The following is an 18,718-nucleotide window of genomic DNA, read 5'->3' on the forward strand; positions in this document are numbered from 1 at the left end:
CAGATTACTGATTATTCTCGACTGCTTTTCTCAAGAAACCATTTTGCTTATCAAGCTGAGCCTTGGCCAATTCTAAATCTAGCCCGGTTAGAATCATCAAAATAGACAACTTCACATCGTAATCAGTCGTTTTAAGTGTCGAGACTGCCAGCGCTTTGTCGCATTCAGTTGCTTGGATAACGATACGAGCAGCGCGGGCAACCAACTTTTCATTGGTCGCTTTTACGTCGACCATCAGATTTTGGTAGCTCTTACCGATACGAATCATGCTGGCAGTTGTTAGCATATTAAGCACCAGCTTTTGTGCTGTACCTGATTTGAGTCGTGTTGAACCAGTCAATGCTTCTGGGCCAACCACAGGGCTAATTGCGATTTGAGCGATTTCAGCAATTGGAGAATCAGGGTTACAAGACAATGCAACGGTCACCGCGCCAAGCTGATTGGCATAGTTGAGTGCACCAATCACGTAAGGTGTGCGACCACTGGCAGCTATACCCACCACGACATCATTTTCTGAAAATTGAATCGCTTTCAGATCTTCAATACCGAGAGTCAGCGAGTCTTCTGCGCCTTCTTTGGCTTTTAAAATCGCCTCTGGTCCACCTGCAATTAGGCCGATAACCATTTTGTCTGAAACACCGAAAGTCGGTGGGCATTCTGATGCGTCCAACACACCTAATCGACCACTGGTGCCTGCGCCCATATAAATCAGTCGACCACCGTTTTGAAAGGCATGAGCAATTTTATCAACCGCTTTCGCGATCTGCGGCAGTTCCGCTTCAATCGCCAGTGGGACTTGTTTGTCTTGTTGGTTAATCTTTTCAACCACTTCGAGAGAGGTGAGCAGATCAATATCCATAGTATCAGGGTTTCTCCCCTCCGAAACGAGGTGCGAGAGCGCTGATATGAGAGCGTCGTTACTCATAATGATCCTTAAATGGTGATTCTAAAATGATGGTTCTAAAATGGTTTAGTCAGCACGATAGAGAACGCCTAGAGAGGCAGCTCTACTTGCGCCAGTCACTTCTGGTAAATTGCTTGGCAGTTGATGAACATGGCGTTGGGCAAGCCACGCAAAGGCCATAGCTTCCATATAATCGGCATCAACGCCTTTACTGGTGGTCGATTCCACTTCCCAACTCGGAAGCAATTCAGCCAACCTTTTCATCAACAATGGATTTCTCGTACCGCCACCACACACATAGAGTGCAGGTTGGTTACCCAAGCGATAAGTTTCCACTTCATTGGCTATCGTCAATGCCGTGTATTCACAAAGCGTGCGTTGCACATCTTCTGCTGCAAGGTCTTTAAATTCTGTAAGCTGTTGTTCTAGCCACGGTAGGTTGAACAGTTCTCTACCAGTACTTTTCGGTGGCATTTGAGATAGATAAGACTCATTCAACAGCTGTTCGAGTAAAGCTTGATTGAGTTGACCTTTAAGTGCGAATTGCGCATCACGGTCAAACTTTTCGTCCGTATGTTTATCAACCCAAGCGTCCATCAACATATTACCTGGGCCTGTATCATAACCAAGTGTTGGCTGATTCGGGCGCAGTACTGAAATATTCGAGATACCACCAATATTCAACACCACAACCGAGCTGTCTTGCGGGTGGAAAATTGTATGGTGGAAGGCGGGGACTAACGGTGCACCTTGTCCGCCTAATGCCATGTCTTTACGTCTGAAATCAGCGACGGTTTGAATCTGTGTTTTAGCGGCAATGATGTTGGCATCACCCAGCTGCATGGTAAATGGAGATTCGCCTGTTGGCTGATGAAACACCGTTTGGCCATGATTACCAATCGCAGTCACAGAAGATGCAGGTGTGTCTGACTTGTCGAGAAGTTGCAGAACCGCATCAGCAAATAGATGGCCAAGTTGGTGGTCGAGTTCGCCAATAGCAATCAAATCCGTTTTCTGACCAATACACACCTCAAGCAGACGCGCTTTGAGATCATCAGGCATTGGGAACTCATCATGAGCGAGCAATGTGATACGCGTATCTTCAATCGAAACTAAAGCAGTATCAACGCCGTCCATACTCGTCCCCGACATCACACCGATATACAGTTCTTTATGATCCATTCCTAAGCTCTTGCACTGCATTCCTAAAGTCTTCCACAGATTGGTTTAAAAACATTGTAAAGCAAATTTAAAGAGAATAATCTCGGGAAGTTTATGAAATTAGGTTTAATAAGGGATAAATATGGGACCGTTGTGGGTTGATGTTGCAGGCTACGAGCTGACAGCTGAAGACAGAGAGATTTTGGAGCACCCAACTGTTGGTGGTCTCATCTTATTTTCTCGAAACTATCACGATAGCAAACAGTTATCGGCGTTAAACAAAGAAATTCGTAAGGTAGCAAAACGTCCTATTTTAATCGGCGTTGACCAAGAAGGCGGCCGAGTTCAGCGTTTTCGTGACGGCTTTTCAATTATTCCAGCTGCTCAGGAATTTGCGACTAAGAATAATGGTGAGCAGTTAGCAGAACAGGCCGGTTGGCTGATGGCGGCAGAATTGATTGCCCATGATATCGACCTGAGCTTTGCGCCAGTATTAGATAAAGGCCACGACTGTAAAGCAATTGGTAGCCGAGCGTTTGGTGAAGATATTGATACCATCGTTCGTCATAGCAGCGCGTTCATCAAAGGCATGAAGTCGGTTGGCATGGCGACAACAGGAAAACACTTCCCTGGACACGGTGGCGTAATTGCTGACTCACACTTAGAGACGCCATATGACCCTAGAGACGACATCTTTGAAACCGACATGGCAATCTTCAAGGCGCAAATTGAAGCCGGAATATTGGATGCCATGATGCCTGCACATGTGGTGTTCTCTCATTATGATGATCAACCAGCAAGTGGCTCTCAGTATTGGCTACAGAAAGTATTGAGACAAAAACTTGGCTTTAAAGGCCTAATATTCTCGGACGACTTAACCATGGAAGGTGCTGCTATTATGGGCGGACCAGCCGACAGAGCGAAAGCGGCCTTGAATGCGGGGTGTGACATGGTGTTGATGTGTAATAAACGAGATGCACAAATTGAAGCTCTTGATCACTTAGCGATTCAAGAGGTGCCTTTAGCCAACTCATTGCTTAAAAAACACAGCTTTGATTTACCTACTCTTCACTCAGACAACCGATGGAAAGAGGCTTCAGAGCAAATTAAGCGAATGCTAGGCAGTGAGTGATAAATAAACACATAATAATTTTAGATAGGGCGATATGATAAATATCGCCTTTTTTGTATGTGTAGGGCGAGGTTTAGAGCTATTTGATAGCCTGAATGAGTTAAAGTAGTGGTGTAAATTTAATTTTACATTAAATGTTTTTTATTGTTTACACTTGCAATCGTTTTTGTAGCTGTTATTGTGTTTTTAAAGATTGTTAGCCCAAATGGAAATGTTGGGTGTAAAAATAAATATACAGGTTGAGTTATGCAGAAAAGTGAATTAAGCAATGTCAATATCATCGACGAACAGGTACTGATTACTCCTGAGGAGTTAAAAGCAAAACTGCCTTTGAGTGATAATGCTCGTCGTTTCATTCAAGAGTCTCGTCAAACTATCGCAAACATCATTCATAAGAAAGATCATCGTATGCTTGTTGTATGTGGTCCATGTTCTATCCATGACATTGAAGCTGCGAAAGAGTACGCGAAACGCCTAAAAGCACTTTCTGAAGAACTGAGCGATCAACTGTATATTGTAATGCGTGTTTACTTTGAAAAGCCTCGTACTACTGTTGGCTGGAAAGGTTTGATTAATGACCCTCATCTAGATGGCACTTTCGATATTGAGCATGGTCTGCATGTTGGTCGTGAGCTACTTGTTGAACTCGCTGAGATGGAAATTCCATTGGCGACTGAAGCATTAGATCCAATCAGCCCGCAATACCTAGCAGATACCTTCAGCTGGGCGGCGATTGGAGCACGTACGACTGAATCTCAAACTCACCGTGAAATGGCAAGTGGTCTTTCAATGCCAATCGGCTTCAAAAACGGTACCGATGGCAACTTAGGTACAGCAATTAATGCGATGCAGGCTGCTTCTTCTAGCCACCGCTTCATGGGTATTAGCCGCGAAGGTCAAGTTGCACTACTTACGACTCAAGGTAACCCAAATGGTCACGTTATTTTACGTGGCGGTAAGCAGACGAACTACGATTCAGTATCGGTACACGAATGTGAACAAGAGCTTGGTAAATCAGGCTTAGAAGCGGCACTGATGGTTGACTGTAGCCACGCGAACTCTCGCAAAGATTTCCGCCGCCAACCTTTAGTTGCAGAAGATGTGATTCACCAAATTCGTGAAGGCAACAAGTCGATTATCGGCCTTATGATTGAAAGCCATATTAATGAAGGAAACCAATCTTCGGATATACCTCTCAATGAGATGAAATACGGCGTATCTATTACCGACGCGTGTATCAATTGGGATTCAACTGAGGCACTATTGAAGCATGCACATACGGAATTAGTCCCGTTCTTAGAAAACCGTTTGAAAGGTTAGTCAGAGTTTTAAATTTAAGTGCCTCATCTAATGGGGCATTTTAAGATCTGTTACTAGCGCAATCAGCGTTAGTACGGGCTTATAGATTAGTAAGGAATAAAATGGCCGTTGAACTGAACGAATTACGCGACCAAATCGATGCTGTCGATAAACAAATGTTGGATTTACTTGCTCAGCGATTGGCTCTAGTAGAGAAAGTCGGTGAAGTAAAAAGTGAACATGGTTTACCTATTTATGTACCAGAGCGTGAGGCTGCAATGCTGGCATCTCGTCGTCAAGAAGCCGAGAAAATAGGGGTTCCACCACAGCTAATCGAAGATATTTTGCGTCGTACTATGCGTGAGTCTTATGCCAGTGAGAAAGATTCTGGTTTTAAGTGTCTAAACCCAGAGTTACGTTCAGTGGTTATCGTTGGTGGTAATGGTCAACTTGGTGGCTTGTTTAGTCGTATGTTCAAACTGTCTGGCTACGAAGTGAAAATCCTCGGCAGCCAAGATTGGGATAAGGCCGACGAAATCTTAGATAATGCTGGCCTTGTTGTTGTTACGGTTCCAATTCACCTAACGGAAGGTGTGATTGCAAAACTAGGTAACCTACCAAGCGATTGTATTCTTTGTGATTTAACATCGATTAAGTCAAAACCGCTACAAGCAATGATGGACATGCACCAAGGCCCAGTGGTTGGATTGCACCCAATGTTTGGTCCTGATGTTCCTAGCCTTGCTAAGCAGGTGATTGTCTACAGTGATGGTCGTGGTTCTGAATGCTACCAATGGCTACTGAATCAATTTGGTATCTGGGGTGCGAGCCTATGTCAGATGGATGCAGCTGAACACGATCACGGTATGACCTTGATTCAAGCACTTCGTCACTTCACCTCTTTTGCTTACGGCTTGCACCTGAGTAAAGAGAACCCGAACATTGATCAACTTCTGAAGCTAAGCTCGCCAATCTACCGACTTGAGATTGCGATGGTTGGTCGTTTGTTTGCTCAAGACCCGAACTTATACGGTGATATCATTCTCTCTTCGGACGAGAATATTGAAATGATTCGACGCTTCCATAGCTGTTTCGGAGAGGCGTTAGAAATCCTAGATGGCAAAGATAAAGCCAAGTTTGTTGAGAGCTTCAACCAAGTGAGTGATTGGTTTGGTGACTACTCACAACAATTTTTGCAAGAGAGCCAAAGTCTTCTAAAACAAGCACATGACTCGATTCATCGTGGTTAATACGATATAAAATCATAAAAAAGAGCGACCTGATGGTCGCTCTTTTTGTTTGTGCTGAACGCTATGAAAGCATTTGGCCTACTGTAGGCTAAAAGCAATTAGATCATCATAGGCCAAATCAACAGGTTCTAGTTAGCCGTGTCTAGTTAGTTGCGATAGGCTTTTTAGTATCTTCACTTGATACCGTGTCGATAGTCGAACTTATGTAAGGCACGTTTGTTAGGTTGATCTGCAAGCGAACCACATTATCAATCAGCTGAACCAGTGGGCCCCACTTAACCTTTTTCTCTTTTTCGAATACGTAGTTGAAGTTTTCCGGTGTCCAATCCATCAAGTATTGAGGGTTCAATGAACGACCAAGGAAGCGTACTTCATAATGTAAGTGTGGGCCGGTTGAGTTACCTGAATTACCACAGCTCGCAATGACATCGCCTTTACTCACAAACTGACCGCTACGTACCTTGAACTTCTGTAGGTGTGCATAAGAACTCATGAAACCAAACGAGTGACGCATAGTGATAAAGTTGCCGAAGCCTTTTTTACTTGGGCGTACTGTTTCAATGACTCCATCTGCGGGCGCCACAATATCTTCACCACGCTTACACGTTAGATCGATACCAGTATGTACGTGGCGTTTACCTGAAATAGGGTTAGTGCGGCTACCATAAGAAGAAGAGATACGTTGATAAGCCATCGGGCTGTCGTTTGGAATCAAACGGAACATCGTGGCTCTTACTGCTGAATCGACTGCAGCCGCATCAATACGATCTTCTAAAGATGCATCATCGGTAAGCAGCTCTTCATCAGCAAGACCAAGTACTGATTCCACATCGAATACACGCTTACCAAGCAGTTGAATCGTGCCTTCTTTCTCAGTCAGTGTTTGCGATAGCGAATGGTTGGTTTCTACTTGCTCAGCATAAAGAAACTCAGTTTGCTCTTTTTCAACAATCAGAGTTTCAATCAACTCTTGTGCGTCACCTGCTTGCATCGCGAGTTCTTGTTTACTCTCGAAGTGCATGTACGCCGCTCCGCTAATCAGTAACGGTACTGAAAAAATGGCAGTGGTGCACATGAGCACTGCTTTTCGGCCGAAGTAAAACGTCTGTTCCCCCTGACTAGAGGGAATAGTGATGGAAATTTTTTTAGACATGGTTCTGTATTAACTAAATGCTTCTAATAGAAAAAGGGTAATGGAGATGTCACTCTCTACCTAAATCGGTAAGGTGTTCAATCTCTCTATAAAGCAGTTCATCGTCACCAACGTTAAGCTCCACAAGGCGCTTAAGGTGGCTAATACTATCAATATCTAAATGCTCTATGCGTAAACGCATTGAGGTATTGATGGTAGAGACTATCGTTGCTTTTAACTGAATATTGATATCACTGCTTTCGAGCTTAAAGCTCACTTGAACAGGGATATCATGGCTAAGTTGTTTTGATTCATTGCATTGAATGAGTAAACCATGGAGTGATAAGTCTTGCACTGAGCCTGATACATTTACTTGCCCTTGTGAGATCTCAGTCGGGACTTGATAAATAACTCGTGAAAATTGACGTCTTTCAACCATAAGTAATCTCTCTATATCGATGCATAACACGTAAGCCAGATATATCAAAGGCCGCTATTATCGCGGCCTTTGTTCAAAATACAAGCTTATTTACTTAGCGATACGCTTGTACTTGATGCGGTGCGGTTCTGCCGCTTGAGCGCCCAGAGTCTGCTTAAGCCACTCAGTGTACTCAGTATAGTTACCTTCGTAGAAGTTAACTTGACCTTCATCACGGTAGTCTAAGATATGGGTCGCAATACGGTCAAGGAACCAACGGTCATGCGAGATAACCATTGCACAGCCAGGGAATTCAAGCAGTGCTTCTTCAAGAGCACGTAGCGTTTCAACGTCAAGGTCGTTGGTCGGTTCATCGAGTAACAGTACGTTACCGCCCGCTTTTAGCAGTTTAGCTAAGTGAACACGGTTACGTTCACCACCAGAAAGCTCACCGATGATCTTCTGTTGGTCGTTGCCTTTAAAGTTGAAACGAGAACAGTAAGCACGCGCAGGGATTTCGAAGTTGTTGATCTTAATGATATCAGCGCCTTCAGAGATCTCTTGGAATACTGTCTTAGTGTCGTCCATGCTGTCACGGAACTGATCAACAGAAGCAAGCTTAACAGTCTCACCTAATACAACTGAACCTGAATCTGGTTGTTCTGCACCGCTTAGCATCTTGAATAGTGTTGATTTACCTGCACCGTTGGCACCAACGATACCGACGATAGCGCCCTTAGGCATGCTGAACGATAGGTCGTCGATAAGAACGCGGTCACCAAACGACTTAGTCAGGTTGTTCACTTCAAGAACTTTGTCACCTAAACGCTCACCGGGCGGGATGAACAGTTCGTTGGTTTCGTTACGCTTTTGGTATTGGCCAGTCGTCAGTTCTTCAAAACGAGCCATACGAGCTTTAGACTTAGCTTGACGGCCTTTAGGGTTTTGACGAACCCATTCAAGTTCTTTCTCGATTGTCTTTTGACGTGCGCTTTCGCCCGCTTTTTCTTGCTTAAGACGCTCGTCTTTTTGCTCTAGCCAAGACGTGTAGTTACCTTCCCATGGGATACCTTCACCACGGTCAAGTTCTAGAATCCAGCCTGCAGCGTTGTCTAGGAAGTAACGGTCGTGGGTAATCGCCACAACAGTACCGCTGTAATCGACTAGGAAGTGCTCAAGCCATGCTACTGATTCGGCATCCAAGTGGTTGGTTGGTTCATCAAGAAGCAGCATGTCTGGCTTTTCAAGAAGTAGACGACAGATAGCAACACGACGACGCTCACCACCTGATAGGAATTCAATTTTCGCATCCCACTCAGGAAGACGAAGTGCGTCAGCAGCACGCTCTAGAGCTGTTTCTAGGTTGTGGCCGTCTTTTGCTTGAATCAGTGCTTCTAGTTCGCCTTGCTCTTTTGCTAGTGCATCGAAGTCTGCATCCGGTTCTGCGTAAGCTGCGTAGACTGCATCGATACGCTTAAGTGCGTCAGCAACGTCAGAAACCGCTTCTTCTACGATCTCACGAACGGTTTTTGATTCGTCTAGTACAGGTTCTTGCGGTAGGTAACCTACTTTAAGGCCTTGCTGTGCACGAGCTTCACCATCAATATCAGTATCAATACCAGCCATGATACGTAGTAGGGTAGATTTACCTGAACCATTTAGACCCAAAACACCGATTTTAGCGCCAGGAAAAAAGCTAAGAGAAATGTCTTTAAGAATTTGACGCTTAGGTGGAACAGTTTTGCTCACCCGAGACATGGTATATACGTATTCAGCCATTGCCGATCGATCCTAATTATTGTTCAAAATTGTCTGCTATTTTATACCAATATCCCTAAAGATGTTACTCCTAGGTCAGAAAAGCCATTCTTGAACTAATCCTTACCTATTATTGTCACATTGGTCATTAAAACTATATTTAATAAGCTTCTGAGGCGAAGTGTTAAATATTAATAGTATTTACACTCAAATCCTTTACATTTGATGTGATGTCGGGCGTAAATAGACTTCACGTATTCATACACGCACTAAGGAAAGAGCGAATGTTTTTCCGCATTGGTAATACGAAAATTGCTGTGGCTGCATCAGCAATTTTGTCTTCATTTTCACTGGCTCCGATGGCTATGGCTAGCAACGCCTCTGAGCTTGAAATGCAGCGTGATGTTTATGATAGAGCGCAAGAGGTTTTAGACAACCGTGATCTAAAAGCTTACTCCGCGCTGCGCAACAAAATTCAAACATACCCTTTAACACCTTACACCGATTATCGAGCCTTTCTGATTGGCTTAGGTGATCGCACACCTGCTGAGGTGGATGCTTTCATTGAAGAGAATAAGGCACTGCCATTTTCTAATCGAATGCGCGCACCTTACCTGGATTCATTGGCTTCTCAAAAACAGTGGAAGACCATCCTTGAATTTCAAACTAAAGAGCCTGTCGGTGAAAAATATCAATGCATCTATTATCGAGCGCATTACGAGCAAGGTAACAAAGAGCTCGCCTTTAAAGGGGCGAAACAGCTTTGGTTGAGTGGCAGTGGTGTTGATGATGCCTGTGACCCTTTATTTAAAAGTTGGGATCAAGCCGGTTTAAGAACGGATGAACTCATCCTAGATAGAATGTTATTAGCGTTTGAAGGCCGTAACGGCAAGCTGATGAGCTACCTGATCAAGCAATTGGATCATGATGATTCAATTGCTCAAGCTAAGCAGATGAAGGCGTTGTACAACAAGCCTGAAAACGTGCTCGAATTTGCTAACAAGCACCCAGCAAATGAATTCTACCAAGCGCAAACCGAGTTTGCTTTCGAGAAGTTAGCAAGGAAGTCATCAAGCAGCGCTCAAGAGGTGTTTGATGACGTCATCAAGGCTCAAAAGTTCTCGAAAGAGAAGTCTCAAGAGCTTGCTGATTACCTAACGTTTCGTTTGATTAACACCGATTCTGAAGAGTTGATGGCGTGGCGAGACCAGATGCTCGCGAGTTCATCAAAGCAAGTTCTGCTCGAACGACGTGCTCGCTTAGCGATTCAACATGCCGATTGGACGGGTTTGAAAGAGTGGATAGCGCGCTTGGATGACAAGCATCAGGCTTCGCTTCGTTGGCAATATTGGCAGGGCAGAGCTGAAATCGCGACGGGCGATACTGACAAAGGAAATAAGCGATTGTCAGATATCTTGGGTCAGCGTAATTTCTACAGTGTAGCTGCGGCTAAGCAGTTAGGTAAGTCTGTCGAATACCCAACATCGACACTTAAATACAATGCTGAAACAGTCAAGCCATTCGACACCTCTTTGGTGCGTATTGGTGAGCTGATTGACCGAGATAAAATTGCGGCAGCGAAGAGTGAGTGGAGTTGGTTACTAAGCAATGTAGACAAAGACCAAAAAGCGATGCTTGCGGCTCATGCTGCGACGCAACGTTGGAATCACTTTACCGTGACGGCGAGTATCTCAGCGAAGATGTGGGACAACATTGCATTACGTTTCCCTGTTGCTCATAAGTGGTGGTTTAACTTCTATGCAGAAAAACATGATATTGACCCAATCACCTTGATGTCTTTAGCAAGACAAGAGAGTGCGATGGATTCAGAGGCTCGCTCCCCTGTTGGCGCGCGTGGAATCATGCAAATTATGCCGAAGACGGCGCAATACACGGCTAACAAACATAAAATTAAGTATCAGGGCAGCGATGATCTTTATGATGTCGGCAAGAACATTGAGATTGGTAGCCACTACTTAGATGGCTTATTAGCTCAATATGATGACAACCGTATCTTTGCTTTTGCCGCTTATAATGCAGGTCCTAGCCGTGTTAAACAGTGGCGTTCACGCAGCGATGAAAAACTCGATGCTTTTGCATTTATTGAAATGATCCCATTCAAAGAGACTCGGGGCTACGTTCAGAATATCTTGATGTTTGAGACCTACTATCGAGATATCTTGGGTGAGAAAGGGACATTTTTAGCTCCCCATGAAGCAAAAATGAAATACTAAGGCTTCGGCATTTGGCCCGAAACTGAGTAAGAATAAAGGCAGTGAGTGCGAACCATTTCCACTTACTGCCTTTTTACATTGGATCGCATCAAGTGTTTCGGTATAAAGTGTTAAACGCTTTCAATTGTTAAGCGACTCTTTAAAGTCAGAATTTAAAAGTAAGTGTAGAGATATGGCATCACAACCTGAATATGATAATTGGCAACAACTGATGGACTTGGTAAAGACGGCTGTCGAAAAAGATCAGCACGAGCTGTTGTTGACCATGATGATGACACCAGACGAGCGAGATGCTCTGGTTGCTCGAATTAATATCTTCTGTGAGTTGATGAAAGGCGATCTGTCTCAACGACAGGTGAGTCAAATGCTGGGAGTAGGCGTAGCGACGATAACCAGAGGTTCGAATGAGCTAAAGGCAAAATCGGAACAAGAGAAAGCCGTGATTGCGGATCTACTACTCAAATAGTCACTAAGTTGTTAAAGTAAGAGTTCGATAAAAAACGCTAACTAACTGTTAGCGTTTTTTGTTTCTGAAGATTGTTTTCAGAACCTTTCTAAGTTTAACGAAGCACTAAACAGGAAAGTGCTCAGGGTTCAAAAATGGGATCAGCGCTAAAATTAAAGCCTGATGATACACTGAACTGCGAGACAGTTGATTATGTGTCAGTAGGCCAATTGCTCCACCTTTCTGTTTGATATTATCGGTACCAAACACTTCATCCATTACATCTCCGAGCTCGTTTGCATGCTCTAACTTATCAAGCACGGCTGGTGGCAACATAAGGCTAGCTGAACGAGACTCTCCACGTTGACCATTCGCTTCGATAACCATCCAAGCAAAGGTGACGTTTTTTTCTATTCCTGCTTCTAGACCAACATAAAAGTCAGCATAGGGCTGCGCTTGCGTTGCGTTGTGCACGCGGTTCACTGCTCCTTGATAGGTTTCATCATTACTCATCGGTTGATCGGCAACGCCACTAGGGACGCTGATGCCTTTGAAATCAAATTCAGTATCAGGAAAAGCAGATAAGAACGCACTTTTAACGGCGTTAATTTTAGCTGGGTTCAGCGATGCGATGATTACAGATTTCATGTGTCGGATTCTTTTTGTTGTCGAGTAGATTGAGTTGATGTTGTTGGTACCAGTCACTCAACTCTTCTAATGGCATAGGTTTACCAAAGTAATAGCCTTGCAGCATATCGCACTGCGCATCCTGTAACCACTGGTGCATGCCTTGAGTTTCAATCCCTTCGGCGGTGACCTTTTTCCCCTGAGCATGACATAGTCCAATCACAGGTTTTACGATGTTCTGGTTATCGGTCTCAATCAAGGTATCCAAAAACGCTTTATCTAATTTAATTTTTTGAGTTGGATACTGCACCAGTTGAGTGATAGAGGTATAACCGGAACCAAAGTCATCAATTGCTAATCGATAGCCCATCCCCGCCAATTCGTTGAGCAACGGAAAGCCTTCCGAATTCGAATAAAAGGTCTCGGTAATTTCAAAATCAATCAAACTTGGTGGAATATGATTGATTTTTGCGTGTGTTTTAATGAAATCGGCAAGGTGTGTGGTTTCAATCCCAGCAGAAGATAAGTTAATCGACAGCTGAATTGAGTGGTCAAATTGAGCCTGAAGTCGGTAAAAAGAAGCAAACGCATTCTGAATTACCCAACGATCAACTTGCTCGAATAACCCAGTTTGCTCGGCAATTGGAATGAATTCATCGGGCGGAACTACTCCCAACAGTTTCGAGTCCCAGCGTAATAGTACCTCAACCCCAATAATATGCGCGCCGGTTGAATCCATATAGGGCATATAAACGAGTCTAAACTCTTCATCAAAATTCTTGTCTCTAAGCGCACGTTCAATGTTTGCTTGGCGTTGAATCGCTTTGTCTAAATCCCGTGAATAGTCAGCAAATTGGTTTTTGCCTGCACGCTTGGCTTGATACATCGCGGTATCCGCGTTCGACAGTAGCTTCTCGATTGAATCGCCATCATTAGGGTAGGTCGCAATACCAATACTGACCGTGATCGGAAAGCTTCCTGATTCGGTGATAAACCCTTTTTGTAAGGGAGTCAGTAAATCACTCGAAAATCGATGCGCGACATTTCCTCGGTGACTAGGAGCGTTAATGTAGACAACGAATTCGTCACCAGAAAGTCGGGCTGGCATGCAATGAGCATCGAACTCCGTTTGATAGTGGCGACAAATATCTGAAATACGCTGAGCAAAAGAGACCAGAATCGAGTCGCCGATTTGATGCCCATATTTATCGTTCACAAACTTGAAGTTATCCAAATCAAAGTAGAGAACCCAAGTTTCGGTATTTGAACTCGGTTTTGGCAACGATTGCTGAACGAAGGTTTGAAACTGATGCCTGTTGGCGATTTGGGTTAACTGATCATTCTCGGCCAAGAGCTTGGTTTGTTGGTAGGTGTTATCTAGCTCTTGGTACATGTCATAAAAACGCTGTGATAGTCGGCCAAGCTCATCTCGAGTGCCTAAGCGTTCAATGTTCTTCCGTTGTTTTTTTTCTACTTGCTGTAGTTGTCGATCAAGCCGTGTTATCGGAGTAATCACAGTGCGAGATAGAAGTATGAGTAGTAAAGCGACAGTCACAAACGCAGACAGTGCAAACGACAAACTCAGCTTGTTCCATATGGAATCGAGCTTGTTTTCCAACAGGAATTGCGCCGGATCGACCGTGGCGTATAGTTCTGGAGCCAGCTTGACTGAATGGGTGACATCATTTTCCAAAGAAATCGCTATGGATGTGAAAAACAAGCTGGTTTGGTAGTCGAACTCTATCTGTTTTCTAAGCGCATTAAACTTGTCGAGAGAAACAGATACAACAACAAAGAATATATCGCTTGGTTGATTGCTTTCGGTTGGAAAAATCGCTTTTCTATCTACCTTATCGTAGTGAACCAACATCCCTTCGCCTTGGGAGTTTTGAATATAGTTGGTACTCGATGTTGCTAGGGTGTCTTGATAGTGCTGGTCAACATACTCCAATATCTTACTGTCAATCTGAGTGCGTGAGTCGTTGCTATTATCTGCGTAGTAACGCAGTTTTCGGTCAGCATTAAGAAGTGCTAAACCCGTATAGCTCTCATCGTCATCTTGCAGGAAATCTATAGCTTCTCGAAGGTTACTAACCAGTTCAAGATCGCGAGATAGATTTTGGTCAGTGAGAAAATAACCTTTCACCATATCGCTTTGGGTCAAGGTGTAAGAGTAGCTATTGAGAAACGAACGAGATTGACGAAAGTATCCGGCTAGTTTTTCCATGTTGAGCTGAAGTGCGTTGTCTTCGCGTTTGATGAAGCTGCTTTTTTGCGTCGAATAAATAATATAGCTAGAAGCCGCGGTACTGATCAGTATCACAGGGGTTATCAGTAGTAAGATTTTAGTACTTAGCTTCATAGTTAATGACAACACTATTTATAATTTAAGCGCGTAAGTTTATGTTACTTAATGCTTACTCGCTATTAATTACACGTAGTTCGATGATTTCCTGTGAAGGGTGTAAGGTTTTGTCTTTATTGATAAAAAAGCCACTAATGGGTTTTTTGTTAGAAATACTTAAGCAGTGGAGGGGAGAAGCGTACCGAATGTGCGAAACAAGTGAATTGTGTTTTAGGCATGCTAGGGTAAGTGTTCTTAGACCGAATAGTATTCGACTAGATGGTGATTTAAGTATTTGGCCTACTGTAGGCCAAATACTTATGTTAGCTAAAAGCTGATACTCGCTCTCAGCTATGACAACTTAACTTGAGTCGCTTTGATATTCTCACTTGGGTAGCAACCTAACACTTTCAGGTGACGAGTTATGGCTGTTAATTCAGTGATTGCTTGCTGCATATTATCTGAATCCAGATGTGCTTCTAAATCGACATAGAACATCTCTTCCCAAGGGTTACCCATAATAGGACGAGACTCTAGCTTGGTCATGTTGATACCCAAGCGTTGCAGAATCAGTAGTGTCTCGACCAAAGAACCTGCTTCTTGAGAAGTCGACATGATGAGCGTCGTTTTTGCAGGTATTTGAGTTGACACTTCAACAGGCTTACGAGCTACCACGATGAAACGTGTGTGGTTCTCTGTTTGGTTTGCAATGTTGCCCTGAATTGGCTGAAGTCCATAAAGCTTGCCGCTAGACGCATTACCAATTGCAGCAACATCATCACCGTCTAGATCTTTTACCTTCTTCATAGCGTCAGCTGTGCTGGCACAAGACTCAAGGGTTACATCTTTAAGACGGCTCAAGAACTCGCTGCACTGCTGATGTGGTTGTGGATGCGAGTAAAGTGTTTTGATGTCTTCTAAACGGATATCACTTTTCGCCACTAGGCAGTGTTCGATTGGTTGAGAAAGCTCACCAACGATGTAAAGCGTTGTGTGTTGAAGTAGGTCATACACTTCGTTAATCGAACCTGAGCTGGTGTTCTCAATAGGCAGTACACCGTAGTCGGCATGGCCAGATTCTACCGTAGAGGCTACTTCTTTGAAGTGATTACAGTTTAACTCAATCAACTCCATATTCTTACGGCTGAAGTATTCGCGACTCGCAAGGTGAGAGTACGACCCCTTAGAACCCAAGAATGCAACGCGAGCCAATGGTTTACGACTTTGCGGGTTCGCTAGATTTTGTAAGTATGACTGCTGTAGTAAAACGGAATCTTCGATGATGGTGTGAAACAGCTTGGTAATGTACTGCGCATCAAGTTCGTATTTATCTTTGCCATTGTTGATCAGCTTAACTAATAGTTGTTGCTCTCGTACTGCATCACGAACTGGTTTTGATGTCTCTACCTTGCTTTTAGCAACTTCGATACTTAGCTTGCGACGCTCCGAAAGTAACTTCAGGAGTTCGTCGTCTAAATCATTAAGACGAAGGCGGATATCATCCAGTGAAATTGAGCTGTCAGTCATAAATGTGTCCTTATAAAAAAGCCTCCCTAGTGTGGGAGGCTTCTTGTTCGTTTTTGACTTGTTTTTCTAAAACGACTTAGCCTCCGATTTACGGAAGAAAAAAGAAGTCAAAAATAAACAAAGATTGAGTGTGCATAAAAAGTGATTGTTTTATGAATGTTTAAACACAATAAGCAAGCGAGCTACGAGCGTCAAGCAAAAAAATAGCGCCCTGAGGCGCTATTTTTTAATCTGTTCTCTTTCCTTATTCTACTTCAGCTTCTAGCTCTTCGATTTCAGGCTTTTCAGCGCGGCGCGCTTCTGGTTTATGGCGTAGCTTGTTGAGTTGACGCTCTAGTTTTTGTTCTACTTCGTTGATAGCTACGTAGAGGTCATCATGGATTGATGAAGCAACAAGTTGGCCTTTTGGTACGGTTAGTACCGCTTCAAATTTCTTCTTCTTGTTTGGTTCTTCGCTAAAGCTCGCTTGGCAGCCAATGATGTCTACTTGCCATTTATCCAGCTTTTTAAATTTGCTTTCTATGTGATCACGGATTGCAGAGGTAATGTCGATGTTTTTACCAGTGATGTTCATTTTCATAGAAGTTTTCCTCTGTTGTATCCCTCATGGGTTAACTTCAGATTACGACTTTTAGGATTAAAGAACGTGATCTAGATCTTGTTTTGGTTGAGTGGAATAAGCATTAAAATCAAATGTGATCTTACGCAAGTCTTGATATATTTTTGGTGAAAAATGCTTGTTATCCTTATGAAAAACGATAACTTGGAGGCAAGGCTTCGCTAAAAATTAAACCAGTTTTTAGGGGCGTCCTACAGCTTATTGAAAGTGCTTGATTGAAAATTGCTCAATAGTATTTTGTGATATAGGTCTCGTGATATATATCGCTACGTAAGCTTCTTCTGAATTAGATAAGCAAAAGCCGCATAAGTCTTCTTATGCGGCTTTTGTGTTTTTAGACTTACCTAATCCCCTTTAGCTCTCCAACTGTGGGATTGATTGACGCGATCCTAATCGTTAGCGTTCAGTAATCTCGCTGTACCGTCTTCTCGGATGGCATTGATAGCTTGTAATTGTTTATAGATTACGAAGTAGCGATTGATGTTGGCAACATAGGTTACAGGTTCTTTACTCACGTACTTGCGAGTGATGATTTCTACGTTTTTAAACCAGATGTTTGGGTTGTAGCCTTTCTGCTTAGCAAGGCGCCTCATCTTTCTGATCTTAGCGGGACCTGCGTTGTAAGAAGCCAAGGTAAAGTAGATTTGATTGTCGGGTGATATTGCCGGGTCGTCAAAATATCGGTCTTTGATAAAACGCATGTATTTCACACCCGCATGGATATTGTTATCCACCTTATGGATGTTCTTTATGTTGACGTTTTTATCTTTGGCGGTACTTGGTAATACCTGCATCACACCAATAGCCCCACGATGAGAAACTCTGCTTTGATCCAACCCAGACTCTTGGAAACCTTGTGCAGACATCATCAAAGGGTCGAATTCGTATTTACTCGAATACTTTTCAAAGACATCTGACAGCTTAGCCACTCGGTCTATTTTATTTGGGTTGAGTGCTCGACCTAACCAGCGAGTGTTGTCGATGTATTTCTGATAGATAACATTTCCAAGTAGGGTACCTGTTCGTGCAGTCTTGACGTATTTGTTTATCTCTTTCTTTAACTGAGGGCTGTTTTTTCTCAATGCCCATGCTATTTGGCCATTTTCACGTAAGGGCAAATCATGATGCACTTGAATGTTTTCCATTACATCTATCCAGAGCTTTGCTTTGTGGCTGTCCAGAATTGTGCCCTGAATATAACCTTGGTTAACCAACTCTATCAGCTCGTAGTCTTGCAATGATTCTTCAATGAAGTGGACATGCAGTGGTGGTAAACCTAATTTGTTAAGCTCTTTATTGATTCTTTGTACACTCTCGAAGTAACTCGAGCTTGCACGTATCCACACCTCTTTGCCGCTCAATTGCTTGATTTCGGTGATAGGTTCGGCCTTTTTCCCTGTGATAATGAGTTCTTTACCATCTTTAATCATTGGATCTGAAAAATCGATGGTTCGTAATCGTTTGTCGGTGATCGTTAGGTTCGCGACAGCGACATCACCATAGCCAGATTCTAAAGAGGGAAGTAGATCATCTCGTTGTACGGGGATGATTTGAACATTGAGGTAGGGGTGTTTTTTACGAAGACTTTTTTCAAAGTGGTAGAGCATTTCTGCCACGATGCCTTTTGGCTTACCATCCTCGATGTAATAGAAACCAAGATCGGCAGAAACTAGCACTCTAACCGTTCCTTTGGTTTTGAGCACATCCAAGTCGCCCATGTAAGGCTTATTGCTTAATGGGGACAGTTCTAATGCGTAGGATAATTGGCTAAATAGCGATATCCAGATAAATAATAACAACCTACTCACATCCACACTCCATGTTGATGTTTTGTTAAAAGTCATCTTTTGAAGATACCGTGTAATATG

General features: G+C 43.3%; 15 protein-coding genes and 1 other annotated feature. Of the genes, 5 read left to right on the forward strand and 10 right to left on the reverse strand.

Annotated features, from left to right (window positions below):
• Positions 1–4: 4 nt before the first annotated feature.
• Complete coding sequence (gene murQ / locus OC193_RS02745; protein WP_048658073.1) at positions 5–925, reverse strand: N-acetylmuramic acid 6-phosphate etherase; 921 nt, start codon at positions 923–925, stop codon at positions 5–7.
• A 45-nt stretch (positions 926–970) separates the two neighbouring features.
• Complete coding sequence (locus tag OC193_RS02750; protein WP_048662117.1) at positions 971–2,086, reverse strand: anhydro-N-acetylmuramic acid kinase; 1,116 nt, start codon at positions 2,084–2,086, stop codon at positions 971–973.
• A gap of 121 nt (positions 2,087–2,207) precedes the next feature.
• Here OC193_RS02750 and nagZ point away from each other — a divergent pair, with 121 nt between their 5' ends.
• The 3 genes from nagZ to tyrA all read left to right on the forward strand — a co-directional run bounded on the left by nagZ (position 2,208) and on the right by tyrA (position 5,746).
• Positions 2,208–3,197, forward strand: a complete 990-nt coding sequence (gene nagZ / locus OC193_RS02755; RefSeq protein ID WP_048666348.1) for a beta-N-acetylhexosaminidase — start codon at positions 2,208–2,210, stop codon at positions 3,195–3,197.
• 246 nt (positions 3,198–3,443) lie between these two features.
• Positions 3,444–4,517, forward strand: coding sequence for a 3-deoxy-7-phosphoheptulonate synthase (locus OC193_RS02760; RefSeq protein WP_017629783.1), 1,074 nt, complete (start codon positions 3,444–3,446; stop codon positions 4,515–4,517).
• 101 nt (positions 4,518–4,618) lie between these two features.
• Complete coding sequence (tyrA, locus tag OC193_RS02765) at positions 4,619–5,746, forward strand: bifunctional chorismate mutase/prephenate dehydrogenase (protein WP_048662119.1); 1,128 nt, start codon at positions 4,619–4,621, stop codon at positions 5,744–5,746.
• Between the two features lie 142 nt (positions 5,747–5,888).
• Here tyrA and OC193_RS02770 read toward each other — a convergent pair whose 3' ends face one another.
• From OC193_RS02770 to ettA, 3 genes are all read right to left on the reverse strand, one after another.
• On the reverse strand, positions 5,889–6,899 hold the full coding sequence (locus tag OC193_RS02770; protein WP_048662120.1) for a M23 family metallopeptidase: 1,011 nt from the start codon (positions 6,897–6,899) through the stop codon (positions 5,889–5,891).
• 49 nt (positions 6,900–6,948) lie between these two features.
• Complete coding sequence (locus OC193_RS02775; RefSeq protein ID WP_048662121.1) at positions 6,949–7,317, reverse strand: PilZ domain-containing protein; 369 nt, start codon at positions 7,315–7,317, stop codon at positions 6,949–6,951.
• Between the two features lie 90 nt (positions 7,318–7,407).
• On the reverse strand, positions 7,408–9,075 hold the full coding sequence (ettA, locus tag OC193_RS02780; RefSeq protein WP_017071393.1) for an energy-dependent translational throttle protein EttA: 1,668 nt from the start codon (positions 9,073–9,075) through the stop codon (positions 7,408–7,410).
• A gap of 263 nt (positions 9,076–9,338) precedes the next feature.
• Between ettA and sltY the strand changes: the two genes are divergently transcribed.
• The gene (sltY, locus tag OC193_RS02785; protein WP_048662122.1) at positions 9,339–11,288 is read left to right on the forward strand and encodes a murein transglycosylase; all 1,950 of its coding nucleotides are present in this window, start codon (positions 9,339–9,341) and stop codon (positions 11,286–11,288) included.
• 172 nt (positions 11,289–11,460) lie between these two features.
• Positions 11,461–11,754 (forward strand): trp operon repressor, encoded by a 294-nt coding sequence (gene trpR, locus OC193_RS02790; RefSeq protein ID WP_048658080.1) that lies wholly within the window; start codon positions 11,461–11,463, stop codon positions 11,752–11,754.
• A 105-nt stretch (positions 11,755–11,859) separates the two neighbouring features.
• Here the strand turns inward: trpR and yjjX are convergent, their stop codons facing one another.
• The 5 genes from yjjX to OC193_RS02815 form a co-directional block, all read right to left on the reverse strand.
• The gene (gene yjjX, locus OC193_RS02795) at positions 11,860–12,381 is read right to left on the reverse strand and encodes an inosine/xanthosine triphosphatase (protein WP_048658081.1); all 522 of its coding nucleotides are present in this window, start codon (positions 12,379–12,381) and stop codon (positions 11,860–11,862) included.
• Positions 12,344–14,722 (reverse strand): EAL domain-containing protein, encoded by a 2,379-nt coding sequence (locus OC193_RS02800; RefSeq protein WP_048662123.1) that lies wholly within the window; start codon positions 14,720–14,722, stop codon positions 12,344–12,346. Before OC193_RS02800 ends, yjjX begins: the two co-directional genes overlap by 38 nt.
• A 333-nt stretch (positions 14,723–15,055) precedes the next feature.
• Complete coding sequence (gene pheA / locus OC193_RS02805; protein WP_019820950.1) at positions 15,056–16,231, reverse strand: prephenate dehydratase; 1,176 nt, start codon at positions 16,229–16,231, stop codon at positions 15,056–15,058.
• Positions 16,232–16,243: 12 nt separating this feature from the next.
• Positions 16,244–16,365: a sequence feature (Phe leader region), on the reverse strand.
• A 110-nt stretch (positions 16,366–16,475) separates the two neighbouring features.
• Positions 16,476–16,811 (reverse strand): ribosome hibernation-promoting factor, HPF/YfiA family, encoded by a 336-nt coding sequence (gene hpf, locus OC193_RS02810; RefSeq protein ID WP_004735034.1) that lies wholly within the window; start codon positions 16,809–16,811, stop codon positions 16,476–16,478.
• 428 nt (positions 16,812–17,239) lie between these two features.
• A complete protein-coding gene (locus OC193_RS02815) occupies positions 17,240–18,664 on the reverse strand; it encodes an MltF family protein (RefSeq protein ID WP_312030853.1) in 1,425 nt (474 codons plus the stop codon).
• Positions 18,665–18,718 lie beyond the last annotated feature (54 nt).

The organism is Vibrio crassostreae, assembly GCF_024347415.1.
GTDB classification, from domain to species: Bacteria; Pseudomonadota; Gammaproteobacteria; order Enterobacterales; family Vibrionaceae; genus Vibrio; species Vibrio crassostreae.

Excerpts from the sequence above, each read along its gene's own strand:
- murQ (WP_048658073.1), bottom strand. The coding sequence starts at position 925 with ATGAGTAACGACGCTCTCATATCAGCGCTCTCGCACCTCGTTTCGGAG.
- OC193_RS02750 (WP_048662117.1), bottom strand. The coding sequence starts at position 2,086 with ATGGATCATAAAGAACTGTATATCGGTGTGATGTCGGGGACGAGTATG.
- nagZ (WP_048666348.1), top strand. The coding sequence starts at position 2,208 with ATGGGACCGTTGTGGGTTGATGTTGCAGGCTACGAGCTGACAGCTGAA.
- OC193_RS02760 (WP_017629783.1), top strand. The coding sequence starts at position 3,444 with ATGCAGAAAAGTGAATTAAGCAATGTCAATATCATCGACGAACAGGTA.
- tyrA (WP_048662119.1), top strand. The coding sequence starts at position 4,619 with ATGGCCGTTGAACTGAACGAATTACGCGACCAAATCGATGCTGTCGAT.
- OC193_RS02770 (WP_048662120.1), bottom strand. The coding sequence starts at position 6,899 with ATGTCTAAAAAAATTTCCATCACTATTCCCTCTAGTCAGGGGGAACAG.
- OC193_RS02775 (WP_048662121.1), bottom strand. The coding sequence starts at position 7,317 with ATGGTTGAAAGACGTCAATTTTCACGAGTTATTTATCAAGTCCCGACT.
- ettA (WP_017071393.1), bottom strand. The coding sequence starts at position 9,075 with ATGGCTGAATACGTATATACCATGTCTCGGGTGAGCAAAACTGTTCCA.
- sltY (WP_048662122.1), top strand. The coding sequence starts at position 9,339 with ATGTTTTTCCGCATTGGTAATACGAAAATTGCTGTGGCTGCATCAGCA.
- trpR (WP_048658080.1), top strand. The coding sequence starts at position 11,461 with ATGGCATCACAACCTGAATATGATAATTGGCAACAACTGATGGACTTG.
- yjjX (WP_048658081.1), bottom strand. The coding sequence starts at position 12,381 with ATGAAATCTGTAATCATCGCATCGCTGAACCCAGCTAAAATTAACGCC.
- OC193_RS02800 (WP_048662123.1), bottom strand. The coding sequence starts at position 14,722 with ATGAAGCTAAGTACTAAAATCTTACTACTGATAACCCCTGTGATACTG.
- pheA (WP_019820950.1), bottom strand. The coding sequence starts at position 16,231 with ATGACTGACAGCTCAATTTCACTGGATGATATCCGCCTTCGTCTTAAT.
- hpf (WP_004735034.1), bottom strand. The coding sequence starts at position 16,811 with ATGAAAATGAACATCACTGGTAAAAACATCGACATTACCTCTGCAATC.